General features: G+C 57.7%; 22 protein-coding genes and 1 pseudogene. 17 read left to right on the plus strand and 6 right to left on the minus strand.

What is annotated here, in order from left to right; all coding sequences use genetic code 11:
* Positions 1-64 precede the first annotated feature (64 nt).
* From pmbA to BWI76_RS02905, 12 genes are all read left to right on the plus strand, one after another.
* A complete protein-coding gene (gene pmbA, locus BWI76_RS02850; protein ID WP_004128199.1) occupies positions 65-1,417 on the plus strand; it encodes a metalloprotease PmbA in 1,353 nt (450 codons plus the stop codon).
* A 36-nt stretch (positions 1,418-1,453) separates the two neighbouring features.
* On the plus strand, positions 1,454-1,840 hold the full coding sequence (gene cybC / locus BWI76_RS02855) for a cytochrome b562 (protein ID WP_004128201.1): 387 nt from the start codon (positions 1,454-1,456) through the stop codon (positions 1,838-1,840).
* Between the two features lie 419 nt (positions 1,841-2,259).
* Entirely contained in the window at positions 2,260-2,598 is a 339-nt protein-coding gene (locus BWI76_RS02860; RefSeq protein ID WP_004098070.1) for a PRD domain-containing protein, read from the plus strand.
* A gap of 11 nt (positions 2,599-2,609) precedes the next feature.
* The gene (locus BWI76_RS02865) at positions 2,610-2,972 is read left to right on the plus strand and encodes an SFCGS family glycine-rich protein (protein WP_004098072.1); all 363 of its coding nucleotides are present in this window, start codon (positions 2,610-2,612) and stop codon (positions 2,970-2,972) included.
* 2 nt (positions 2,973-2,974) lie between these two features.
* Entirely contained in the window at positions 2,975-3,274 is a 300-nt protein-coding gene (locus tag BWI76_RS02870; protein ID WP_004871019.1) for a DUF4312 family protein, read from the plus strand.
* 21 nt (positions 3,275-3,295) lie between these two features.
* Complete coding sequence (locus BWI76_RS02875) at positions 3,296-4,072, plus strand: DUF4311 domain-containing protein (protein WP_004098075.1); 777 nt, start codon at positions 3,296-3,298, stop codon at positions 4,070-4,072.
* Positions 4,073-4,084: 12 nt separating this feature from the next.
* Positions 4,085-4,729, plus strand: coding sequence for a DUF4310 family protein (locus BWI76_RS02880; protein WP_004128208.1), 645 nt, complete (start codon positions 4,085-4,087; stop codon positions 4,727-4,729).
* Between the two features lie 42 nt (positions 4,730-4,771).
* Complete coding sequence (locus BWI76_RS02885; protein ID WP_004137221.1) at positions 4,772-5,905, plus strand: amidohydrolase/deacetylase family metallohydrolase; 1,134 nt, start codon at positions 4,772-4,774, stop codon at positions 5,903-5,905.
* Complete coding sequence (locus BWI76_RS02890; RefSeq protein WP_024360521.1) at positions 5,889-7,007, plus strand: DgaE family pyridoxal phosphate-dependent ammonia lyase; 1,119 nt, start codon at positions 5,889-5,891, stop codon at positions 7,005-7,007. The genes BWI76_RS02885 and BWI76_RS02890 overlap by 17 nt, the downstream gene beginning before the upstream one ends.
* A complete protein-coding gene (gene dagF / locus BWI76_RS02895) occupies positions 7,004-7,744 on the plus strand; it encodes a 2-dehydro-3-deoxy-phosphogluconate aldolase (RefSeq protein WP_004137220.1) in 741 nt (246 codons plus the stop codon). The genes BWI76_RS02890 and dagF overlap by 4 nt, the downstream gene beginning before the upstream one ends.
* 124 nt (positions 7,745-7,868) lie before the next feature.
* Positions 7,869-9,020, plus strand: coding sequence for a lactonase family protein (locus tag BWI76_RS02900; protein ID WP_024360520.1), 1,152 nt, complete (start codon positions 7,869-7,871; stop codon positions 9,018-9,020).
* Positions 9,021-9,042: 22 nt separating this feature from the next.
* On the plus strand, positions 9,043-10,953 hold the full coding sequence (locus tag BWI76_RS02905) for a BglG family transcription antiterminator (protein WP_004137216.1): 1,911 nt from the start codon (positions 9,043-9,045) through the stop codon (positions 10,951-10,953).
* Positions 10,954-10,998: 45 nt separating this feature from the next.
* Here BWI76_RS02905 and BWI76_RS02910 read toward each other — a convergent pair whose 3' ends face one another.
* Complete coding sequence (locus BWI76_RS02910; protein ID WP_064342101.1) at positions 10,999-11,391, minus strand: DUF4280 domain-containing protein; 393 nt, start codon at positions 11,389-11,391, stop codon at positions 10,999-11,001.
* Between the two features lie 575 nt (positions 11,392-11,966).
* Here BWI76_RS02910 and BWI76_RS02915 point away from each other — a divergent pair.
* Together BWI76_RS02915 and BWI76_RS02925 are read left to right on the plus strand one after the other, a co-directional pair.
* Positions 11,967-12,452, plus strand: coding sequence for an Hcp family type VI secretion system effector (locus BWI76_RS02915; RefSeq protein ID WP_004137212.1), 486 nt, complete (start codon positions 11,967-11,969; stop codon positions 12,450-12,452).
* A 190-nt stretch (positions 12,453-12,642) separates the two neighbouring features.
* Positions 12,643-14,361, plus strand: a complete 1,719-nt coding sequence (locus tag BWI76_RS02925) for a type VI secretion system Vgr family protein (RefSeq protein ID WP_064371567.1) — start codon at positions 12,643-12,645, stop codon at positions 14,359-14,361.
* Positions 14,362-14,378: 17 nt separating this feature from the next.
* Here the strand turns inward: BWI76_RS02925 and nrdG are convergent, their stop codons facing one another.
* From nrdG to BWI76_RS02940, 3 genes are all read right to left on the minus strand, one after another.
* Entirely contained in the window at positions 14,379-14,843 is a 465-nt protein-coding gene (gene nrdG, locus BWI76_RS02930) for an anaerobic ribonucleoside-triphosphate reductase-activating protein (protein ID WP_024360517.1), read from the minus strand.
* A gap of 257 nt (positions 14,844-15,100) precedes the next feature.
* Positions 15,101-17,239, minus strand: coding sequence for an anaerobic ribonucleoside-triphosphate reductase (gene nrdD, locus BWI76_RS02935; protein ID WP_004128226.1), 2,139 nt, complete (start codon positions 17,237-17,239; stop codon positions 15,101-15,103).
* Positions 17,240-17,608: 369 nt separating this feature from the next.
* Positions 17,609-18,352 carry a MurR/RpiR family transcriptional regulator gene (locus BWI76_RS02940; protein ID WP_024360515.1) on the minus strand — a complete coding sequence of 248 codons (744 nt, stop codon included), beginning with the start codon at positions 18,350-18,352 and terminating at the stop codon, positions 17,609-17,611.
* Positions 18,353-18,612: 260 nt separating this feature from the next.
* Here BWI76_RS02940 and BWI76_RS02945 point away from each other — a divergent pair, with 260 nt between their 5' ends.
* From BWI76_RS02945 to celB, 3 genes and pseudogenes are all read left to right on the plus strand, one after another.
* Complete coding sequence (locus BWI76_RS02945; RefSeq protein ID WP_004137208.1) at positions 18,613-18,921, plus strand: PTS sugar transporter subunit IIB; 309 nt, start codon at positions 18,613-18,615, stop codon at positions 18,919-18,921.
* A gap of 79 nt (positions 18,922-19,000) precedes the next feature.
* Positions 19,001-20,308, plus strand: a complete 1,308-nt coding sequence (locus BWI76_RS02950) for a 6-phospho-beta-glucosidase (RefSeq protein WP_049087206.1) — start codon at positions 19,001-19,003, stop codon at positions 20,306-20,308.
* A 26-nt stretch (positions 20,309-20,334) separates the two neighbouring features.
* Positions 20,335-21,691, plus strand: a pseudogene (gene celB / locus BWI76_RS02955) (PTS cellobiose transporter subunit IIC).
* 198 nt (positions 21,692-21,889) lie between these two features.
* Here celB and treC read toward each other — a convergent pair.
* Positions 21,890-23,545 carry an alpha,alpha-phosphotrehalase gene (treC, locus tag BWI76_RS02960; RefSeq protein ID WP_004137201.1) on the minus strand — a complete coding sequence of 552 codons (1,656 nt, stop codon included), beginning with the start codon at positions 23,543-23,545 and terminating at the stop codon, positions 21,890-21,892.
* Positions 23,546-23,597: 52 nt separating this feature from the next.
* Complete coding sequence (treB, locus tag BWI76_RS02965; protein ID WP_004128239.1) at positions 23,598-25,016, minus strand: PTS trehalose transporter subunit IIBC; 1,419 nt, start codon at positions 25,014-25,016, stop codon at positions 23,598-23,600.
* Positions 25,017-25,122 lie beyond the last annotated feature (106 nt).

A 25,122-nucleotide genomic window follows, 5' to 3' on the forward strand; every position in this document is an offset into this window, starting at 1 on the left:
ACCAGTTAAGGCGCGCACTGAAAAACGGTTCTCTGTTAGACTTCAGTTAACTCCTTCTTACATTATGGCATTAGCGATGAAAGTCATCTCTCAAGTTGCACAACAGCGTAAGACGCTGGAAGAGGCCGTGACCACGGCGCTGGAACTGGCGGCAGGCAAATCCGACGGCGCGGAAGTCTCCGTCAGCAAAACTACCGGTATCGGCGTTAGTACCCGCTACGGCGAAGTGGAGAACGTAGAATTCAATAGCGATGGCGCCCTGGGCATCACCGTTTATCACCAAAACCGTAAAGGCAGCGCATCTTCGACCGATCTTAGCCCGCAGGCTATCGCCCGCACGGTGCAGGCGGCGCTGGATATTGCCCGCTACACCTCGCCGGACCCGTGCGCGGGCGTGGCGGATAAAGAGCTGCTGGCCTTTGAGGCCCCGGATCTTGACCTGTTCCATCCGGCGGAAGTGTCGCCGGACGAAGCCATTGAGCTGGCCTCCCGCGCTGAACAGGCGGCGCTGAAAGCCGATAAGCGCATCAGCAATACTGAAGGCGGCAGCTTTAACAGCCACTACGGCATTAAAGTCTTCGGCAACAGCCACGGTATGCTGCAGAGCTACTGTTCGACCCGCCATTCGCTCTCCAGCTGCGTGATTGCCGAAGAGAATGGCGATATGGAGCGCGATTACGCTTACACCATCGGGCGGGCGATAGACGATCTGCAATCGCCGGAGTGGGTTGGCGAGGAGTGCGCCCGCCGTACCCTGTCGCGCCTGGCCCCGCGTAAGCTATCGACGATGAAAGCGCCGGTGATTTTCGCCAACGAAGTCGCTACCGGTCTGTTCGGGCATCTGGTCGGAGCGATCGCCGGCGGGTCGGTTTATCGTAAATCCACCTTCCTGCTTGATGCGCTGGGTAGCCAGATCCTGCCGGAGTGGCTGACCATTGAAGAGCATCCGCACCTGCTGAAAGGGCTGGCTTCCACCCCGTTTGATAGCGAAGGCGTCCGTACGGAACGCCGCGATATCATTAAAGACGGCGTGCTGACCCAATGGCTGCTGACCAATTACTCGGCGCGCAAGCTGGGGCTGAAGAGCACCGGCCACGCGGGCGGTATTCACAACTGGCGGATCAACGGCCGCGGCCTCAGTTTTGCAAAGTTGCTTAAAGAGATGGGAACCGGTCTTGTCGTAACGGAACTGATGGGGCAGGGTGTAAGCGGCGTCACCGGCGACTACTCACGCGGCGCATCCGGCTTCTGGGTAGAGAATGGCGAAATTCAGTATCCGGTCAGTGAGATAACCATTGCAGGAAATCTGAAAGATATGTGGCGTAATATCGTGACCATCGGCGACGATATCGAAACGCGCAGCAACATTCAGTGCGGTTCCGTGCTGCTGCCGGAGATGAAAATCGCCGGGCAATAAAACCTGTGTGCTAAATAATAAAAAAGGAAGTGAGCAATGCGTAAAAAACTGTTAGCGATGCTGGCCGTATCGGCTTTTGCGCTCGGTTCGGCATCGGCCTTCGCCGATCTGGGCGAAGACATGGATACCCTTGCCGAGAACCTGCAAGTGGTGCAGAAAACCTCCGACGCCGGCGAGCTGAAAGCGGCGCTGAATAAGATGCGTACGGCGGCGGTGGATGCCCAGAAAGAGACGCCGCCGAAGCTGGAAGGTAAAGCGGCGGACAGCGCGGAAATGAAAGACTATCGTCACGGTTTTGATGTGCTGATCGGCCAGATCGACGGCGCGCTGAAGCTGGCCGATGAAGGTAAAGTTAAAGAGGCCCAGGCCGCCGCGGAAGAGTTTAAAACCACCCGCAACGCCTATCACAAGAAGTATCGTTAATCGTTTTTAGATTTTAGGTATTTCTGCCGGGCGGCGGCTGACGCCTCGCCCGGCATGGCAAACTGAAAAATACTCCCAAACCCCAAACCCCAAACCCCAAACCCCAAACCCCAAACCCCAAACCCCAAACCCCAAACCCCAAACCGTTCCGCGGGCCCTTGCAGGTGGGTAAGCTGACGTAAAAAACTACCTTCATCACATTTTTCTCTTTTCTACTCAGCGGGTTCCGCTTCAGCATCGCTGGCGTTTTTGTGATATTCATCACGCGAATTTTATTAAGTGAATACATTCTTTGTGGTTATGTGAAATGAATCACACCTGCCGCCGTTCTTTCCACTTCGAAGTGGAAAACAACTCGCTACAAACTCTTTCTCCCCGGCATTAGTGTTATCTCCAGAGACATCAACGGGGTAATTCAAGTGAATAACGGAGCGGTAACACACGTCCCAGAGGAGCAGGCCACGCTAACCGAGCAGCTGGCCGATAAGATGCTGCAGCAGGTTTTCGCGCTATTAAGCCGCCGCAACATCGTCCCCAACGACGTGCAGGAGCAAATGCTGACCTCCCACGTTCGGGCGATGGCCCATCGCTCAATCAGCGGCGAGCCGCTGCCGGAAGTGGATGCCAGCCTGTTCGAAGAGATCTCGGAAGATTCAATGATGCTGGCCCGCGAAGTGGTCGCACAGTTCGGCAATCTGCCAGATGAAGAAGCCTGGCTGCTGTCTGTCCACTTCGAAGTCGCGAAAGATAACCTGTAAGGAGCACTCAAATGGAACAAATCACCGTTGTTATTGGCGATCGCCTGGGTAAAGGACAAAAAGTTGCCGCAGGTGCGGAAAAAGCTGGCGCTCGCGCCGTTGTCGTCCCGGGCGTCGCCGCGGATATGAAGCTGGGCGACATGATGAAAGCCGAAAACGCCACCTTCGGTATCTCTTTCTGCGGCAGCGGCGGCGCAGGGGCGATCACCGCGCAGAATAAGCACGGCTACAAAGCAAAATATGGCATGCGTTCCGTTGATGAAGGCGTCACCGCGATCAACGAAGGCTACAACGTTCTGGGCTTCGGCTTTATGGATAAAGAAGAGCTGGGCGAACGCCTGGTTGAGGCCTGGAAGAAGAAGTACGGCGCGTGAGCATGAAAGAGCAATTCATCACCACGGTGAGCGTTACCGGCAAAGGCGAGAGCAAAGCGCGCGCTTTCGCCGATGCGCTGAACCATGTTCAGGCGGCGGTGATGAAAACGTCGCCGCACATTCTACTGCGTATTGAACCACAGGATGTGGAGGTTGTTCATGCGCGTGAAGCGGTACGGAAAGAGGCGTTTTTATTCTTCTTTCTGCGCCGCGAGCGACGGAGCTACAGCGTGGAGCTGAAGGTCACCGTCACCGTGACCGCCATTAATCTCGACAAAGTGGATTTCGTCACGCAAACCTGATTTTCACCAAAGGGTCAGACTATGTTCCTGATAATTTTAATAAAATCGCTCATCATCGGCGGCCTGGTCGGCGTCGGCGTTGGCGCCGGAGCGGCACGCATGTTTCATGCGCCCACCACGCAGGGGATGGGGGCGTTTCGTACATTGGGCGAGCTGAATTCATGTGAAGGCGATCCGGCTTCCCACTTTTCTTTTGGCCTGGGCTTCTTCTTCAACGCCTGGGCCTCTTCCGTCGCGGCAGGCTCCTTCACGCAGGACGTTGACCACCGCATCATCCCCAACTGGGGGGCGGCGGCCCTGATGATCAAAAACCGCAACGTCGGCGAGACGCTGCACGATCCGAAAAAGATGGCCATCGCCTGCGGCATTATCGGCATGATCGTGGTCGCTTTCCTTAACCTGACCGCCTCTTCAGTACCGGAAGCGCTGCAGGTGACGGCGGTCAAAGTCCTGGTTCCGGCGGCAAACCTGCTGGTGAACACGGTGATGCCGGTTATCTTCTGGCTGGCGGCGATTGATGCCGGTAAAAAATCGGGCTTCTGGGCGACGATTTTCGGCGGCGCGGCGCAGCTGATTATGGGTAACGCCGTACCGGGCCTGGTGCTGGGCATCCTGATTGGTAAAGGCGTAGAAGAGAGCGGCTGGCACCGCGTCACTAAAGTGATGATGGTGGCCATCGTCGCGCTGTTCGTCCTGAGCGGCTTCTTCCGCGGTTTCGACATGAAGATGATTGAATCCTTCCATCTGACCGTGCCGAACTGGCTGGAACTGATCCACAACTCGCTCAGCGGTAAATAACAGGAGCCTCTCATGGAACAAAATAAAGGTTTTTGGTATGCCGACTGGTCGTTCCCGATCTTTGTTGGCCTGCTCTCCTCCGGCGTCTTTGCCGGGACGCATATGTACTACCTCTACGGCATCGGCGCGTTTAACGAAGTCGCTTTCGTGGCGATGCTGAAAGCGGGAATCGATACCGGGGCCTACGGCGCGGTGGCGGCGTTCGGCGCCAGCTTCCTGTTCGCGCGTATTATCGAAGGCTCGCTTGTGGGGATTCTGGATATCGGCGGAGCGATTCAGACCGGCGTCGGCCTGGGCGTTCCGGCGCTGCTGCTCGGCGCGGGCTTTGTTTTCCCGGTCGCCAACTTTGCCGCCTCTCTGGCCACCGGCCTGGTGCTTGGCCTCGCCATTGGCTACATCATCATCCTGGCGCGTAAATTCACCATCAACCAGAGCGACTCCACCTACGGCGCGGACGTCATGATGGGGGCCGGTAACGCCTCCGGCCGCTTCCTCGGGCCGTTGATTATTCTCAGCGCCATGGCCGCTTCTATTCCTATCGGCATCGGTTCTCTGGCGGGCGCGCTGCTGTTCTACATCTGGCAGAAGCCGATCACCGGCGGCGCGATCCTTGGCGCGATGCTCCTTGGGTCAATTTTCCCGGTGGCGATTAGTTAAGTCCTGCGGGCGCATCGGCGCCCGCGTTAACAGGAGAGAGATATGTTTGATTTACTCCTGCGCCGTGCGCGCCTCGTCGACGATACCCTGACCGATATCGCCATCCGGGACGGTAAAATCGCGGCGCTTGGCGAGATTAGCGCCCCTGCGCGCAAAACTATTGCGCTGGACGGCAGCTGTTACGTCAGCGCGGGCTGGATTGACTCCCACGTTCACTGCTATCCGAACTCGCCGATATACCATGATGAGCCGGACAGCGTGGGGATTGCTACCGGCGTGACCACCGTGATTGACGCGGGCAGCACCGGCGCGGACGACGTGGATGATTTCTACCAGCTGACCCGCGAAGCCGCGACCGAGGTTTATGCCCTGCTTAACATCTCCCGCGTCGGACTGATTGCCCAGAATGAACTGGCCAATATGGCGAATATCGACGCGGAGGCGGTGAAGCAGGCGGTCAACCGCTATCCGAACTTTATCGTCGGCCTGAAGGCGCGGATGAGCAGCAGCGTGGTGGGCGAAAACGGCATTACGCCGCTGGCGCGCGCGAAGGCGATGCAGCAGGAAAACGGCGGCCTGCCGCTGATGGTGCATATCGGCAATAATCCGCCCGACCTGGATGAAATCGCCGATCGGCTGACCTCAGGCGACATCATTACCCACTGCTACAACGGTAAACCCAATCGTATTCTGACGCCGTCCGGCGAGCTGAAAAGCGCGATTACCCGCGCGCTACAGCGCGGCGTGCGCCTTGATATCGGCCACGGTACCGCCAGCTTCAGCTTTGAGGTGGCGCGTCGGGCGATTGCTATGGGCATTCTGCCGCACACCATCAGCTCCGATATCTACTGCCGCAACCGTATCGACGGCCCGGTGCGCTCGCTGGCGCTGGTGATGTCGAAATTCCTCGCCATCGGGATGTCGCTGCCGCAGGTCATCGACTGCGTGACCGCCAACGCCGCAGACGGCCTGCGTCTGACTCATAAAGGGCGGCTGGAGGTGGGCTACGACGCCGATCTCACGCTGTTTACCCTCGCGCAGACGCCGACGGTGCTGGTGGATGCGGAAAAAGAGAGCCTTCAGACCGACACGATTCTGCAGCCGCTTGCCGCCGTTCGCGCGGGCAAGGGCTATCTGACCGAACAAGGGAGCGCGGAAAATGCCTTCGATTTTTGAGAAATATGATTTAAAACAGGTTATTAATACCTCCGGTCGTATGACCATTCTCGGCGTCTCCACGCCGCGGCCGGAAGTGGTGGAAGCCGCGATGGCGGGCATGAACCAGTACTTCGAGATGAAAGATCTGGTCAATAAAACCGGCGCGTATATTGCGAAGCTGCTGGACGTGGAAGGGGCGACCGTCGTCTCCTGCGCCTCGGCGGGCATCGCCCAGTCGGTGGCGGCGGTGCTGGTAAAAGACAGCGACTGGCTGCTGGAAAACCTGCACGTGACGCCGATCGAAAACAACGAAATCGTGCTGCCTAAGGGCCATAACGTCAACTTCGGCGCGCCGGTGGGCACCATGGTGGCGCTGGGCGGCGGCAGGCTGGTGGAAGCGGGTTACGCCAATGAATGTTCCGCCGGGCAGCTGGCGGCGGCGATTACCCCGCGCACCGCGGCCATTCTGTATATCAAATCCCACCACTGCGTGCAGAAAAGCATGCTCAACGTGGCGCAGGCGGCCGCGGTGGCGCAGCGCCATAATCTGCCGCTGATTGTCGACGCGGCGGCGGAGGAAGACCTCCAGGCCTACTATCGCGCCGGCGCGGATCTGGTGATTTATAGCGGCGCGAAGGCGATCGAAGGGCCGACCAGCGGGCTGGTGATCGGCAAAACCCAATACGTTGAGTGGGTCAAACGCCAGTCGAACGGCATTGGCCGGGCGATGAAGGTGGGCAAAGAGGGGATTCTCGGCCTGACCTGCGCCATCGAACACTACCTGACGGCGAGCAAAGAGAGCGGTGAGCAGATGGTGGCGAAGATGACGCCGTTTATTCAGCAGCTTAATACGCTTAATGGCGTGACGGCGCGCGTGGTCTGGGACAGCGCCGGTCGCGATATCGCGCGGGCGGAGATTAAGTTTGATGAAGCGGTGACCGGCGTCAATACCGGTGATTTGGTCAACGCGCTGAAGCAGGGCGAATACGCCATCTACTTCCGCGGCTATAAGGCCAATGAAGGCATTATTGAAGCCGATGTCCGCAGCGTGAACGCGCAGCAGCTGGAGATTGTCTCCCGTCGGATTGCAGAGGTTCTGAACAAGGAGAAAAACGCATGAAACTGACCCCTAATTTTTACCGTGACCGCGTCTGCCTGAACGTGCTGGCGGGCAGTAAAGATAACGCCAGCGAGATTTATGAGGCGGCGGAAGGTCATGTACTGGTGGGCGTGCTCTCCAAAAATTACCCGGACGTCGCCAGCGCGGTGGCCGATATGCGGGAATACGCGCTGCGGATTGATAACGCGCTCTCCGTGGGGCTGGGAGCCGGCGACCCGAACCAGTCGGCGATGGTCAGCGAAATCTCGCGCCAGGTGCAGCCGCAGCACGTTAATCAGGTATTTACCGGCGTAGCGACCAGCCGCGCGCTGCTGGGGCAGAACGACACCGTGGTCAACGGCCTGGTGTCGCCAACCGGTACGCCGGGGATGGTGAAGATCTCCACCGGCCCGCTCAGCAGCGGCGCGCCGGACGGCATCGTACCGCTGGAAACCGCGATTGCGTTGCTGAAAGATATGGGCGGCAGCTCGATTAAATACTTCCCGATGGGCGGGTTAAAACATCGCGACGAGTTTATCGCGGTTGCCGAGGCCTGCGCCCGTTATGATTTCTGGCTGGAGCCGACCGGCGGGATCGATCTGGAAAACTACGGCGAGATCCTGCAGATCGCGCTGGACGCCGGCGTGAGTAAAATTATCCCGCATATCTACAGTTCGATTATTGATAAAGCCAGCGGTAACACCCGCCCGGCGGACGTGCGTCAGCTGCTTTCGATCACCAAACAGTTAGTCAAATAGCGCCGTTGCCCCTTACCCCGGCCCTCTCCCAAAGGGTGAGGGAGAATACCGAACTGTACCCTCGCCCCTTTGGGGAAAGGGTTAGGGTGAGGGGAAACCCTTAGCGAACCATCAAGGAGCCACCATGCCAACCGCTCGTCACCTGCTTGTTGCTTCACTCTCTCTACTCGCCGCCGGCGCCGCTGCGCAAACCCACTACGCCTGGGTCGGCACCTACAACCCCAATGGCGAAGGACTGTACCGCTTTACCGTTGATAGCCAGACCGGGGCGCTGCGCGATAAAGCGCTGGTTGCTAAGCTGCCTAATCTTGCCCAGCTCGCCGTCTCGGCGGATGGCAAAACCCTGTACGCCGCCAGCGAAGTGGACAAGGGCGTGGTTCAGGCGTGGCGCATCGGCAGCAACGGCGAATTGAGCGAGCTCAATCAGGTCGCTTCCGGCGGCGCCGGGCCGGTTTATCTCTCCCTGACCCCCGATGGCCGCCATCTGCTGGTGGCAAACTACGTCAGTGGCAGTATCGCGGTGCTCCCGGTGAAGGAAGAGGGTAACCTGGGCGAAGCGGTGGATATACATCAGGATCAAGGGCCTGCGGGTGCGGAACGCCCGGCGGCGGCCGTCGAAGGCAGTTTTGCCATTAGCGATCATAACGGCCCCCACGCCCATATGGTCGCCGCCGATCCCAGCGGTAGGTTCGTTTACTCCACCGATCTGGGGCTGGACCGGATCTATCAGTACCGGCTGGATAACGCCAGCGGCAAGCTGACGCCGAACGATCCGCCGTTTATTGACGCCTCATCTCCCGGCGCCGGGCCGCGCCACTTTGTGTTTACGCCGCAGGGCGACGGACTATGGCTGATTAACGAAGAGGCATCGACGCTTACCTTCTATCATCTTGATAAGCAAAGCGGCCTGCTGCGCGAGGGGAAAACGGTCTCGGCGCTGCCTGAAGAGTATAAGGGCACCAGCTTTGCCGCCGGCCTGGTCCTGAGCCGCGATGGCAAGCAGCTGTACGTCGCCAACCGGCTGCATAACAGTATCGCCCACTTTACGGTGCTGGCCGACGGCAGCCTGAGTCACCAGGAAGATATCTGGACCCGCGGCGACTACCCGCGCACGCTGACCCTGGACAGTCAGGAGCAGTGGCTGTACGTCATGAACCAGCGTAGCGACAACATTACCCGTTTCCGCGTCGCGCCGAAGGATGGCAGGTTGACGTTCTCCCCGGACTACACTCCGGTCGGCGGCCCGTCGCAGATGGTGATATCCGCTCAACCCTGAGCCGTAAGAAAAAGGAACTGACATGCGATTTCCCAATCAACGTTTAGCGCAGCTGTTTACTCTGTTGCAAAACGAAACGCTGCCGCAGGAGGAGCTGGCGCAGCGGCTGTCGGTTTCTACACGCACGGTGCGCGCGGACATTACCGCGCTGAACGCGCTGCTGCAGCACTACGGCGCGCAGTTCACCCTCACTCGCGGCAGCGGTTATCAGCTGGTGATCCACGATCCGTCGCGCTATCAGACGCTGGAAGAGAGCGCGCCGAAAGCGCAGCACATCCCGCGAACCGCGGCGGATCGCAGCCACTTTTTGCTGGTGCGCTTTTTAACCTCCGCGTTTTCTATCAAGCTGGAGGACCTGGCCGATGCGTGGTTCGTCAGCCGCGCCACCTTACAGGGCGACATGGTTGACGTACGCGAACGTTTTCAGCGTTATCAGCTTACCCTCGAGACCCGTCCGCGCCACGGCATGAAGCTGTTCGGGAGCGAGGTCTCCATTCGCGCTTGCCTGACCGATCTGCTGTGGGAGCTGAGCCAGCAGGGGCCGCTGAACCCGCTTATCGGCGAAGAGGCGTTTGACGCCAGCGTACCGGCGCTGCTGGCGGGCGTGCTGCAGGAGACGTTGACCCGCCATCATGTGCGCCTGACTGACGCGGGAGAACGTTTTGTCTGCCTGTACGGCGCGGTTGCCGTGCGCCGCGTGAGCGAAGGGTATCCGCTGGCCGACTTTAGCGCCGAGGATGTGGCGCAGAACGTGCGCGACGCCGCCCGCGAGCTGGCGAGCACCCTGCAACAGCTGGCGGGTAAACCGCTTGCCGCGGCGGAAGAGGAGTGGCTGTGCGTCCATCTTGCCGCCCGTCAGGTGCAGGACGTCGATCCGGGCACCATCAGCGCCGACGACGACGAAGCGCTGGTGAACTACATCCTGCGCTATATCAATCAGCAATATAACTACAATCTGCTGGACGACGCCCAGCTGCATGCGGATTTACTGACCCATATTAAGACCATGATCACCCGCGTGCGCTACCAGATAATGATCCCCAATCCGCTGCTCGATAACATCAAGCAGCACTATCCGATGGCGTGGGATATGACCCTGGCGGCGGTATCCAGCTGGGGAAAATATACCCCCTACGCCATCAGCGAAAATGAGATCGGCTTTCTGGTGCTGCATATCGGCGTCGGGCTGGAGCGCCATTACAATATCGGCTACCAGCGTCAGCCGCAGGTGCTGCTGGTGTGCGATACCAGCAACGCGATGGTGCGGATGATTGAAGCCATCCTGCAGCGGAAGTATCCGCAGCTGGAAATTGCCGCCACCCTCTCGCAGCGCGAATATGAACAGCGGCAAGAAGTCGCGGAAGATTTTGTCATCTCCACCGTGCGCATCAGCGAGAAAGATAAACCGGTGGTGACCATTGCGCCGTTTCCTACCGACTATCAGCTCGACCAAATCGGCAAGCTGGTGCTGGTGGACCGCACGCGTCCGTGGATGCTGAATAAGTATTTTGATGAGGCCCACTTTCAGGTAATTGATGCTCCGATGGATCGGCAGACGCTGTTTGCCACGCTGTGCCAGCAGCTGCAGCGGGAGGGGTTTGTCGGCGCGGAGTTTCATGATTCGGTGGTGGAGCGTGAGGCTATCGTCAGCACCATGCTCGGCGACGGCATCGCGCTGCCCCACGCCCTTGGGCTGCTGGCAAAAAAGACCGTGGTTTATACCGTGATTGCGCCGCACGGCATTGCCTGGGGCGATGAAACCGCGCATATCATCTTCCTGCTTGCCATCAGCAAAAGCGAGTATGAAGAAGCGATGGCGATCTACGATATTTTCGTTACCTTCCTGCGCGAACGCGCTATGGCCCGCCTGGCCGTCACCCGCAGCTTTGATGAGTTTAAAGCGGTGGCGATGGAGTGCGTCAGCCGATTTTGATTTGGCCCTTCGCCGCGTTTTCCGTATCTGTCACCGTTCACAACATCACGCCACGACCGTCGTCATCTGCCCAGGAAAACGAATCTGAATCACGCCGCCCCATATGCACATCAACTGTGACTGGGCGGTGAGGGCGGGTATATTCCCCACCAGCACCGTGGGTGAGCCTGGCATCCACGGCGCGGGCGTTGTCGGAATACAGGGCATCGGCGTCAATACCCCAAGCGCTGCGGCGGTAGCGGCGGCCACCGTCGGGTTGGCGATACTGTTGCAGATCCCGAACGGCAAAATATTCACAAACGGTTTGTTATCCATAATATTCGCCATCGGCATGTTGCTGACGAGGGTGGGGCTGGTGAGCAGTACGTTCAGCATCGACGGCGCAACGCCAAATGAGCACTGCAATAATGCGCCGGTACAAACTCCGGGACAACTCATGGTAATACCCCCAGTTGCCGCCACAGTCGGCGGATGATGACTCGCGGAATAAACTGATGCGCTTTTATAACATTCAGCGCCCGTTTATTAGTTTGAACAGATACTACATAACCAAAGTAATAAATAAAGTAGATGCGTTTTTTGATGCATATCACTATTCATAATTTAACCTGTTAAAGAGTTGATATCAGCGAGCGGTTTTTATCGATGTATATTTTGTTGGTTTTTTTACATCTAATTGATTTTGGTTAATTAATTGTTTTAATTTGATTTTTATCAATTCATATTCGGTGCTTGGCAGTAAAGAATTTGATTGATATTTATTTGTGGTTGTGTTTTTTATATTGCTTATAGTTATCCTGAAAAATACTATTTGAATAGTGGGGCGACAGGATTAGCACTACGAATATTCTCGTAACAGGAATGGGCGAATATAGGCGAAGACGCTTAGCATAAAAGTCATTGTATTAGTTCAATGTGCGTAAAAATAATAGGAATGTGAAAAAAAGCGGTGCGATTCGGCTGATGGCGGAACTGCCGCTACCGGTTGCCGGCTGATTGATAAGGAGCAAAAGATGGATGCGATTTTTTTAAAGCTCGACGATATCGAAGGTGAAAGTCAGGCCAAAGGATTTGAAAAACAGCTTGAGATCATGAGCTACAGCCATAACGTGGCGATGCAGATCGCTAATGACGTCAGTAACACTGAACGTACCTCAGGGCGGGCGCATGTCGGTGAAATGTCGTTGACCAAGTTTGTCGATCTCGCGACGCCAAAGCTCAATGAGTACTGCTGTAGCGGGAAACCGATTACAGAAGCCGTTCTGACGTTGTGCCGTAATGATAACGGAAAAATGCTGCCATTTATCGTATATACCATGATGAACGTCGTTATCTCACATCTGAGCGTTAGCGGCGGTTCCGGCGGCAAACCGGTCGAAACGATGTCGCTGAACTTTACCAAAATTAAATGGGAAATCACCGCTCAGAAATCGGATGGTCAGAAAGAAGGCAACGTCTCTTCCGTTTGGGATGTGGCGATGAATAAGAAAGGTAGCTGAGGGTGGAAGCTTCGCACCGCCTGCCTTTGCGGCAAATTATACCGTTATAAAATCAAGCTACGTAGCGCCGGGTATCAGGTCGTGGATCAGGAGGCTGGTGTTCCTGCGATTGCCGTAGGTAGGTGCGATGGTGATGATGTTTATCATCATGCTGACCGGCGTTAGCGCTGCTGCTGAAAAGGAATTTCCCATGCCCGAAACCACCATCATCAAACTCACCCTGACCGGCCTTACCGCCGCGACCGCGCGCACCGACTCCCAGCTTAACGGCCTGACCACCGCCACTGTCGCAGGAACCACCTCCGTGCCGTTAATCCTTGATACCGTGCTGGCGACCCATCTAACAACAACGATCAACAATGCCGACTATGACGGGCTGATTGCCGAGGCACGCCAGCTTCCGGCGACCAGCAACGCCGATCGCTATCAGTTTGTGCTGCGCCCCTGGCTGTGGTGGCTGACGCTCTCCAGCAACAACCGCGTTTTTCAGAATCTCAACGCGCAAGAAATTGTCGAGAAGGTGTTTAAGGACGGCGGATTTACCGACTACAAGTTCCAGCTGAAAAGCAAACCGGCGAAGCGCGAATACTGTCTGCAATATAAGGAAAGCGACTTCAATTTTGTCTCGCGGCTGCTGGAGCAGGAGGGGATCTTCTGGTTCTTCACCCATAAAGAAGGCAAGCATACGCTGGTGCTGGCGGATGATAACAGCGCCTGCCCGCCTATTCCCGGCGAGAAAAAAGTCAAGTATCAGGCGGCTCAGAACGGCGGGCGGGAAACCGGAATGATTCGTTCGGCGCAGCTGCGTTTACAGGCTACCGCGCAGGGGGCTCACCCCGGCAATGATAAATCTGAGCAGCCGAAACAGCTGATCGGCGAAAGCGACTGCCCAGCGCTGATGGCAGGGCACTGGTTTACCCTCGCCGATCATGACGACAAAGCAACCAATATCGACTGGCTCATCACCACCGTCAGCCAGGAATATGACGGCGAACGCTACCGTAACCGTTTTACCGCTATCCCGAAAGCCACCCCGTATCACCCACCGTGCGCCACGCCGAAGCCGTTTATGCCTACGCAAACCGCAACGGTGGTCGGCAAAAATGGAGAAGAAATCTGGACCGACAAGCTCGGACGGGTAAAAGTGCAGTTTCCGTGGGAGCGGGAAGGCAAAAACGATGAGATCGGCTCCTGCTGGCTGCGGGTCGCCACCGCCTGGAGCGGTAACGGCTTCGGCGCGCAGTTTATCCCGCGCATTGGTCAGGAAGTGGTCGTGAGCTTTATCGACGGCGACCCGGATAAGCCGCTCATTACCGGCTGTGTATACAACGGCGCGAATGCCCTGCCGTATGCGCTACCGGCGAATCAAACTCAGTCGGGCATTAAAACCCACAGCGAACAAGGCTTTAACGAACTGCGCTTCGACGACAAAAAAGATGCCGAGCTGCTGGCGATGCAGGCGCAGAAGGATTTTCAGGTCACCGTGCTGAACGACAGTACAACCATCGTTGGCCATGATGAGATCCTGAGTGTGAAAAATAAACGCAGCGTAACGGTGAAGGGCGATCAGGAACACGCTATCGACGGTAATGAGACGCATAAGGTAAAAGGCAACTACACGCTCAATGTTGACGGTAATCTAACGATTAAGGTCAGCGGCACGCTCACCCTCGAGAGCGGCAAAACCCTGGACATAAAGAGTGGGGCGGGTCTTAACGCCAGCGCGTCAGGCAGCATGAAGCTGGATGCCGCCAGCATCGCCAGTGAAGCCAAATCCTCACTGTCCCAGAAAGCCGTAACCATCAGCCAGGAAGCAAGAGCGACGCTTACCAGCAAAGCCAGTGCCACCCAGACCGTTGACGGCGGCGGGATGCTGGTGATTAAAGGTGGCCTGGTGAAAATTAACTGATGAACGCCATGCTGGTATTAACGCAAATGGTGCACAACCTGGTTGCTGCTGCCGCGCCAGATTAGCGCCGGGTCTTTGAGATCCTGCACAAATTTGCCATCAACCAGCACGTTGATGAGATCCACCACCTGCATCTGCGCGTCGTTAAGTTCGGAAAGCGTGTAGCCGGTCCATACCCAGATGTCTTTACCGGGGCACTCGGCGCGAACGCGCTGAACCAGTTTAAGGATCTCCGGGACGTTCTGCGGATGCAGCGGGTCGCCGCCGGAGAGGGTGATCCCCTGGCGCTTAACGCGCGTGTCGTTGAGGTCGGCAATGATGCGGTCGGTCATCTCGGCGGTGAACGGCATGCCGGAGTTCAGCCGCCAGGTGCTTTTGTTGTAGCAGCCGGGGCACTCGTGAACGCAGCCGGAGACAAATAGGGTGCAGCGGGTGCCCGGACCGTTAACGATATCTACCGGGTAGTACTGATGGTAATTCATTGTTTCCTCTTCTCATTTGACGCTGTAGCGGCGTTGGCTGCGCTCGTGCGCCCCGGTCACTTACTACAGTAAGCTCCCCGGGACTTGCTCGCTTGCCGCCTTGCTACAACGCCAACTGATTTGAGGAAACCCATATAGTGGCGGTAGCCCTGGATAAAAAGCGCGTTGCGCCGCGATCCGGGAACGGCTCCTGAGGAGCCAAACGGCTACTGGTCGGTACCCTCTCCTCGTTGGGGAGAGGGCTGAATCGCGCGGAATTAACCGATTTGCCCGTTACCCAAATGCTTCACGCGGCGCTTCACTTCTTCCTGCTTGCCGGCGTTGAACGGACGCGCGTCCGGGCTCCCGAGATAGCCGCACACGCGGCGGGTTACCGATACGCGAGAAGCATCGTGGTTGCCGCATTTTGGGCAGGTGAACCCTTTGCTGGTGCACTCGAACTCACCGGTAAAGCCGCACTCGTAGCATTCGTCGATTGGCGTATTGGTCCCGTAATAGGGTACGTGCTGATAGCTGTAATCCCAGACGTCTTCCAGCGCTCTCAGGTTGTGCTGAATATTCGGGTACTCGCCGTAGCAAATAAAGCCCCCGTTAGCCAGCGGCGGATAAGGCGCTTCAAAATCGATTTTGTCGTACGGGTTCACCTTCTTCTCCACGTCGAGGTGGAAGCTGTTGGTGTAATACCCTTTATCGGTCACGCCTTCAATCACGCCGAACTCAGCGGTATCCAGACGGCAGAAGCGGTCGCAGAGGTTTTCGCTCGGCGTGCTGTACAGGCTAAAGCCGTAGCCCGTCTCGTCTTTCCACTGGTCTACCGCTTCGCGCAGGCGCTGAACGATGGCGACGCCTTTCTCACGCAGCGCAGCGCTATCGTACATATGCTTGTTGCCGAACAGCGCGTTGATGGTTTCATGGATGCCGATATAGCCCAGCGAAATCGACGCGCGGCCGTTTTTGAAAATCTCCGAAACGTCGTCGTCCGCTTTCAGACGCACGCCGCAGGCCCCTTCCATATACAGAATCGGCGCCACGCGAGCCTTTACCCCTTCCAGGCGGGCGATGCGGGTCATCAGCGCTTTACGCGCCAGCTGCAGGCGTTCGTCGAGCAGTTTCCAGAACTCGGTTTCGTCGCCTTTCGCTTCCAGCGCGATGCGCGGCAGGTTGAGGCTGATAACGCCGAGGTTATTGCGGCCATCGTGCACCTGTTCGCCGTCCTCGTTTTCCCACACGCCGAGGAAGCTGCGGCAGCCCATCGGGGTTTTGAACGAGCCGGTCACCTTCACGACCTGATCGTAGTTGAGGATGTCCGGGTACATACGCTTGCTCGCGCACTCCAGCGCCAGCTGTTTAATGTCGTAGTTCGCATCGCCGAACTTGTGGTTCAGGCCGTCGCGAATGGCGAAGACCAGCTTCGGGAACACCGCCGTTTTGCGGTTTTTACCGAGGCCCGCGATGCGGTTGCGCAGAATGGACTGCTGAATCAGGCGCGATTCCCAGCTGGTGCCAAGGCCAAAACCGAAAGTCACGAACGGCGTCTGACCGTTGGCGGTATGCAGGGTGTTCACTTCATATTCCAGCGACTGGAAGGCGTCGTAGCACTCTTTCTCGGTGCGGGAACGGGCGTAGCCTTCGGCGTCAGGGATGTGCCACTCTTCGGCAATTTTACGGTGCTTATTGAAGCTTTCGGTAACAAACGGCGCCAGTACTTCATCGATGCGGTTGATGGTCGTACCGCCATAAATATGGCTGGCGACCTGAGCGATAATCTGCGCCGTCACCGCGGTAGCGGTAGAGATAGACTTCGGCGGTTCAATCTCGGCGTTGCCCATTTTAAATCCCTGGGTCAGCATGCCTTTAAGATCGATCAGCATACAGTTGAACATCGGGAAGAACGGGGAGTAGTCGAGATCGTGATAGTGGATCACGCCGCGCTCGTGGGCCATCACCACGTCATGCGGCAGCAGGTGCTGGCGCGCGTAGTGCTTGGCGACGATGCCTGCCAGCAGATCGCGCTGGGTAGGGATGACTTTGCTGTCTTTGTTGGCGTTCTCGTTGAGTAACGCCGAGTTGGTCTGCTCAACCAGGCCGCGAATTTCCTGGTTCAGACGACCGCGCTTTTCACGTTGGCTATCGCGGTCGTGGCGATATTCAATGTAGGCGCGCGCCAGCTGCTTGTACGGCCCGGACATCAGCTGGTTCTCAACGGCGGTCTGGATCTCGCTGATATCCACCTGGGCGCGGCCCTGCATTTGCTGGCTAACGACTTCTGCGACGGTGGCGCAATAGTCTGCGTCATCGACTCCCGCTGCTTTAGCTGCACGTAGAATTGCTTCATTAATGCGCTCTGACTTGAACGGCACTTTACAGCCATCGCGTTTCATCACATGCGGTGTCATGATCACTCCATAATTTTTACAGAACAGGTTATCCACAGAGGCGGAAGGACAATCGAAGCCACGAGGCGCTATAGCTGCCGCCGTTTCCCTCCGATCCCGGCCCTTTTTATCCACATCCCATCACCGCCTGAGTACGATGGGCGTGGTGACATAATAGACTATTAATACAATATGTGGGGCCGGGACGCATTTTAAGTTCTATATGTAGTGCTTTGCATCAAAGATGTTTGCAATTTTATTGATGCAGAACAAAGTAAAAAGAGGAGAGCAGGAATGATGGGCGCTTGCGCTTAATGTAAATTTATCCGCTTATAAAATAAGCAAAAATGGGGCCTGAACGCAGGAAATTCAGGCCCGAAAGGGATAACGTCAGGCGAGCAGCGCGTCGTTAAGCAGGTCGACCAGCAGTAGCAGGGCGTAACGCGCGGCCTGCGCATTCTCAGGCAGGGGCAATAGCGCGGAGGCCATATTGCTCAACGCGTGGTTGGCCGGGGTGAGGGCGAAAATCGTCGCTTCCTGTACCCGGGCCAGCAGGGTGGCGCCCTGCAAAATCGCGTCGGCCTCGCCGGTTGCCAGCACCAGCAGGAGATGATCGTCGCTGAGGGTACTGGCTATCATCCGCATCAGGGCGCTGTCCTGGCAGAGATTCATCACGATACCGATGGAGAGCAGCTGGTGCTGAAGCAGCGTCGCCAGCGCGATATCCTGCGCGCCGAGGGCGAAACAGTGCACGGCGCGGGCATTTTGCAGGCGCGTGCGCAGCTTTTGCAGCGTCGACTCGGGCGTGCTGACCAGCTGCTGCTCCAGATTTGCGCTAATCAGGCTTAACTTGTCGCGCCACGCGGCGGGCAGCGCGGCGCTCTCCTCGTTTAGCCAACTGGTGCGACGTTCGCAGGCCTGCGCCAGCTGCTTGCGCAAATCACGAATATCTTCGCAGCCGACGGAGCGGGCAAAGCGGGTAATTGTGGCTGCGCTCACGCCAGCGCGCACCGCCAGTTCATCAATCGAAGCGCTGGCGGTAAAGCTTAAATTCTGCAGAATAAATGCCGCGACTCTTGATTCCTGAGCGCTAAAGCGCGCCATGCCTTCCTGTAACTGCCCTACGATATCCATGCTTTCAGCCTCTTTCTCCGCCACCGCCTGATTGAAAATATTTTTCAAATGATGCTGGCTTTTTATACCACTTAATCACGCGCAACGCCTGAGATTATTGCCGGTTTCGCTTATATGGCGGGGTAAAGAGGTGAAAAATAACGCTTCGATCACGTACATGAAAAAAATTTTCATATAGCCTTCACCCATACCGGCACCTCGTCTTATAGTCGATGGTGTCTATTTAGCGCTCGCTCAAGCAAAACCCATTGGGAGGAATTATGCCACGTATCGTCCTGTGCTGCGCCGCCGGAATGTCCACCAGCATGCTGGTTAACAAAATGACAGCCGAGGCGCAGCAGCGCGCGCTGGCGCTGGAGATTTATGCCGTGCCCGTTGCCGAGTTTGAACGCGAGTTGCCGAATGCCGACGTGATTTTACTGGGGCCGCAGGTGAAGTACGAAGCGGCCCGACTGACCGAGCTTGCTGCCCCGCACGGGAAAGCTGTTGCGGTAATCGATATGGCGGATTACGGCATGATGCGCGGGGCCGCCGTTCTTGATAAAGCGCTCGCTCTGCTGAACCACTAACGCTTTCCCATCAACGCGTTCATTTCGCAAAGCCGCTGCGGCCTTGCGCGGGGATCTGTACGCCAAAAATGAGGCCACTATGCAAACATTGAAAATTGCCGTCATCGGCGGCGGCAGCAGCTATACGCCGGAACTTATCGAAGGCATTATCCTTCGCCATCAGCAGATTCCGGTTACGGAACTGGCGCTGGTCGATGTCGAAGCCGGGCGCGAGAAAGTGGCGATTATCGCCGCGCTGGCCCAGCGTATGCTCAAGCGCCATGGCCTCGAACAGGTTAAGGTCAGCGTCCATTTCCGCCTGGATGAGGCCATTCGCGGCGCTAAATTCGTCCTGACCCAGCTGCGGGTCGGGCAGCTGGCGGCGCGGGCGGCGGATGAGCGGCTGGGGCTGAAATATAACCTGCTGGGCCAGGAAACCACCGGCGTCGGCGGATTCGCCAAAGCGCTGCGCACCATTCCGGTGATGTTGCAGGTCGCGCGCAAAGTGGAGGCGCTGGCACCCGACGCCTTTATCCTCAACTTTACCAATCCGGCGGGGATCGTGACGGAGGCGGTGAGCCGCTACAGCAGCGCCAAAATCATCGGCCTGTGCAACGTGCCGATCAACATGCAGCATACGATCGCCGGCATGCTGGAGGCAAAAGCAGAGGAGGTCAGGCTGAGCTTCGCCGGGCTGAATCATATGGTCTGGGTACACAAAGTGATGCAGGGGCGGGAGGATGTCACCCGTAAGGTTCTCGACATGCTGTGCGACGGTCAATCGCTGTCGATGAACAATATTAAATCGTTGCCGTGGCCGGCGGAGTTTCTGCGGGCCCTGAAGGCGATTCCCTGTCCCTATCACCGCTATTTCTGGCTGACGCCGGCCATGCTGGCGGAAGAGATTGAGGCGGCGAAAACCAAAGGCACCCGCGCGGAGCAGGTGATGAAGGTGGAACAGGAGCTGTTTGACATCTATGCCCGGCCTGAGCTGGATGAAAAGCCCGAACAGCTTAGCTTGCGCGGCGGGGCTTACTACTCCGAAGTGGCGGTGGAGCTGATTAACGCCATCTACAACAATCTTGGCAAAGAGATGGTGGTGAATACCCGCAACAACGGCGCGATCCACGGTTTTGATGATGATGCGGTGGTGGAAATTAACAGCCTTATTGACGCGCAGGGCGCGCGACCGCTGGCCTTTGGCGCGCTGCCGCCGATCATGAACGGCCTGACGCAGCAGGTGAAAGCCTTCGAGCGCTTGACGATTGAGGCCGCGGTCCACGGCTGCCGGGATAGCGCGCTGCTGGCGCTGGTCAGTAACCCGCTGGTCGGGAATGTGACCGATGCCCGGGCGCTGCTTGATGAGGTGTTAACCATCAACCGCCCCTGGCTAACGCAGTTTAACTAAACTTTTCCGCCTTCGGGGATACCACTATGTCTCGTACTTCATTTATTGAACGCTATGTCATGCCCGCCGCGCTGAAAATCGGCGGCCAGAAGCATGTCCTGTCGGTACGCGACGGCATTATTCTCAATATGCCGTTTATGCTGATTGGTTCGTTTTTCTTGATATTCGCCTACCTGCCGATTCCCGGCTACGGTGAGATGATGGCCAGCGTATTTGGCGATGCCTGGCGCGACAAAATGCTGTACCCGGTCAAAGCGACCTATGACATCATGGCGCTGCTCTCGGCCTTCGGCATTGCCTACCGGCTGGCGGAAAAATATCGCACCCTGGACCCGCTTAGCGCCGGGGCGATGTCGCTGGTGGCGTTTGTGATGACGATCCCGCAGGTGACGCTCTTTACGCCGGCAGATGGTTCAGCGGCGCAACTTGTCAAAGGCGTGCTGCCGGTGGGGATGATTGGCAGCCAGGGACTGTTTGTGGCGATTGTGATTTCGCTGCTTTCCACGGAGATCTACCGCCTGGTGGCCAGCCGTAATCTGGTGATCCGCATGCCGGACGGCGTACCGCCGGCGGTGGCGAAATCCTTTCTCGCCCTGATCCCCGGCTTCTGCGTGCTGGCCGTGGTGCTGGCGCTGCGCCTGATCGTCGAAGCCTCGCCGTTCGGCGATATCAATAGCATGATCACCACGCTGATTGGTATTCCGATGTCGCACGTCGGCGGTTCGCTGCCGGGGATGATTATCTCGGTGATCCTGATTGGCATTCTGTGGACCCTGGGGCTGCACGGCGACACCATCGTGCTGGTGTTTATTCGCCCGGTCTGGCTGTCGAATATGTCGGAGAACCTGGAGGCGTTTCAGAACGGACTGCCGATCCCGCATATCATCACCCAGCAGTTTTATGACCTATGGATTGCGCCCGGCGGTACCGGGGCGCTGCTGGGGCTGGTGATTTTTATGCTGCTGCGCAGCCGTAGCCAGCAGATGAAACAGCTGGGGAAAATTGCCGCGCCGGGGGCGCTGTTCAATATCAGCGAGCCGATGGTATTCGGCATTCCGCTGGTGATGAACCCGTACTTCTTCCTGCCGTTTATTTTGACGCCGGTCCTGTTGGTGATTGTCTCGTATACCGCGATGGCCACCGGGCTGGTGATGAAGCCGGCGGGGATTGCGCTGCCGTTTACCACGCCGATTTTTATGAGCGGCTATCTGGCGACGGGGGGACATATTTCCGGCGCGGTGCTGCAGGTGGTGAACCTGGCGATCTCGCTGGTGATCTATTATCCGTTTTTTCCGGGTATGGGATCGCCTGAAGGCAAAAGAAGAGCAGGCGTCAGCGCAGCCGGAAGCCAGCCCGACGCTGTCTGCGGCGGAGCGTATTTAAAGCGTATTCCCGGAGGCGGCGCTTGACGCGCCTGTCCGGGCTACCGGCCCGCAGATGGCGATGGACTGTAGCCCGGCTAAGCGCAGCGCGACCCGGGAAGAAGCCATACCGATGCATTCATCCCGGCGTCGGGCTACCGGCCCGCAGACGGCTGTGCATCGGTAGCCCGGCTAAGCGTAGCGCAAGCCGGGGAGGGGGTTACTCCTGCAGCCACCATACCGCTTCAAACGGACGCAGGGTCATAGCGGCAGGACGGTTTGCCGCTTCCGCGTAGTTGCTCATCAGCATCCCCCATTCGCCGCTCATCGCTTCCGGCTGCCAGCGCTGGAACTCGCGGCTCAGGTTCGCCACGACAACCAGCGTTTGTCCCTGCCACTGACGGCGGTAGCACCACAGCGACGGATGTTCCGGCAGCAGGTCCTGATAGTCGCCCCAGGTCAGCACCGGCGCGCTCTTGCGCAGCGCAATCAGCTGCTGATAGGTATAAAACACCGATTCCGGGTCCGCCTGCGCCGCTTCGGCGTTGATCTCGCGATAGTTATCGCACAGCGCAATCCACGGCTCGCCTGCGCTAAAACCGCCGTGATCAGCGTTGTTCCACTGCATTGGCGTACGGCTGTTATCGCGCGATTTGCTGGCCAGAATCGCCAGAAGTTCATCCGGGTCCTGACCCTGCGCCGCGCGTTCGATAAACATGTTGTGGCTCTCAACGTCGCGATAATCGGTAATGCGCATAAAGTGCGGATTCGTCATGCCGATCTCTTCGCCCTGATAGATATAGGGCGTGCCCTGCATACCGTGAAGCACCATCGCCAGCATTTTCGCCGCCGGGACGCGGTACTCCCCCTCGTCGCCGAAGCGGGAGACGATGCGCGGCTGGTCGTGGTTACACCAGAACAGCGCGTTCCACGCGCGATTGTGCATCCCCTGCTGCCAGTGCCTGAACAGCGATTTCAAGGCCACAAAATCCGGGCGCGCCAGCGTCCACTTCTCGCCGCCGGGATAGTCTACCTTCAGATGGTGGAAGTTAAAGGTCATCGACAGTTCGCCGCCGTCGAGCGCTGCATATTGCTGGCAATGCGCAAGCGTGGTGGAGGACATTTCGCCGACCGTCATCAGACCGCGCGGGGTGAACACATCGCGGCTCATCTCCTGCAAAAATTCGTGCGCTCGCGGGCCGTCGGTATAGAAGCGGCGGCCGTCGCCATCCGTATCGGACGGAAAGGTCTGGTCTTTGGAGATCAAATTGACCACGTCGAGGCGCAGGCCGTCGACGCCGCGATCGGCCCAGAACTCGCACACTTTTTTCAGCTCCGCGCGCACCGCCGGGTTTTCCCAATTCAGGTCCGCCTGCTCAACCGCGAACAGATGCAGATAGTACTGCTCGCTTTCGGCGTGCCACTGCCAGGCGTTACCGCCAAATTTAGAGCGCCAGTTGTTGGGCGGCGTGGTGGGTTCACCGTCGCGCCAGATATAGAACTGGCGATACGGACTCTCTTTATTGAGCGCTTCGCGGAACCACGCGTGTTCGGTCGAAGTGTGGTTCAGCACCATATCCAGCACAATGCGGATCCCGCGAGCGTGCGCCTGAGCGACCAGTTCGTCGAAATCGTCCAGCGTACCGTAGGTTGGGTCGATAGCGGTATAGTTGGCGACGTCGTAGCCATTATCCACCTGCGGCGAGACGTAGAACGGCGTCAGCCAGATGGCGTCAACGCCGAGCTTTTGCAGATAGTCGAGGCGGGAGGTCACGCCGCGCAGATCGCCGGTTCCGGTCCCGGTCGTGTCCTGGAAACTCTTCGGATAGATTTGATAAATAACGCCGTTTTGCCACCAGAGGGGAAGGGTATTCATATCGCGTTCCTGCTACAGCAAGGGGGCGCCTGGGCGCCCCGAAAATAAGAAGTTAGACAATCTGTAAGGTGCCCTGGCGGAATTTGCGCTGGTAGACGACCGTCGTCAGGACAATCGGCACCACCACGGCGATGGCCATCGCCAGCGCGTAAACCTGCCAGTAGGTTGGCTGGATAGAGAGGATGCCCGGCAGGCCGCCGACGCCGATACCGTTGGCCATTACGCCGTTCAGACCGCACAGTAGCCCGGCAAGACCGGAGCCGACCATCGCGCACAGCATCGGGAAGCGGTACTTCAGGTTGATACCGTACATGGCCGGCTCCGTGACGCCGAGGTAGGCGGAAATGGCGGCCGGAACGGAGATTTCGCGTTCATTCTGCTTGCGGCTGGCGATGATGATTCCCACGACCGCCGATGCCTGGGCGATGTTGGATAGCGCAATCAGCGGCCATACCGGCGTCCCGCCCATGCTCTGAATCATCTGCATATCGATGGCGAGCGTGGTCTGATGAACCCCGGTAATCACCAGCGGCGCGTACAGGAAGCCGAACAGCGCGGCGCCAATCGGCGCGAAGCTGCCGGTTAACAGGTGACGCACGGCCCAGGCCACGCCGTCGCCAATCATGCGGCCAAACGGGCCGATAAAAGCGTGCGCGAGGAAGACCGCCAGAATCAGCGAACAGACCGGTACGATCACCAGATAGAGATAGTCAGGCACGATGCGTTTCAGCCGCGTTTCGATAAAGCCGAGCGCCAGTCCCGCCAGCAGGGCCGGGATAACCTGCGCCTGGTAGCCGACTTTCTCAATCGTGAACAGACCAAAATTCCAGACTTCCGGCACCTGCTGGCCCAGTAGGTAGGCGTTCATCAGCTGCGGAGAGACCAGCGTGACGCCCAGCACGATGCCGAGGATCGGCGTGCCGCCCATTTTCTTGACCGCGGACCAGCAGATGCCCACCGGCAGGTAGAAGAAGATCGCCTCGCCAATCAGCCACAGGAAGTCATAAATAGTTTTCAGCGACGGGTGCATCTGCGCCAGCGTCTGGCCGTTGCTCATCGGTAGATCGCCGATCACGTTGCGGAAGCCTAAGATCAGGCCGCCGCTGATCAGCGCAGGCAGCAGCGGAAAGAAGATCTCCGCGAAGTGTGAAATGAGCTGTTCATGCCATTTCATATTTTGCCGCGCGGCTTTTTTGGCCTGCTCTTTGTCGGCGCTGGCCTGGCCGGTGGTCGCCAGCAGCGCTTTATAGTAGTCGCCAACCTCGGTGCCGATCACCACCTGGAACTGTCCGGCGTTGGTAAAGCAGCCCTTCACCATGCGTAGCTGTTCAATGTCTTTCGGTTTGGCGATGGCCGGATTATTCAGCACAAAGCGCAGACGGGTAATACAGTGGCTGACGGTGGCGATATTGTCGCGCCCGCCCACCAGTTCGATAAGTTTATCGATGTCCTGCTGATTCACTTTACTCATGATGAGGCCTCATGACCGAGGGGGAGAGATAGCATATTTAACTTGAGCTGAATCCTAACCGCTTCGTTTGAATTGCAAAATGGGAACGTTCCCGAAACGCAGCGAA

Source organism: Klebsiella sp. M5al, assembly GCF_002090195.1.
Classification (GTDB): Bacteria; Pseudomonadota; Gammaproteobacteria; order Enterobacterales; family Enterobacteriaceae; genus Klebsiella; species Klebsiella grimontii.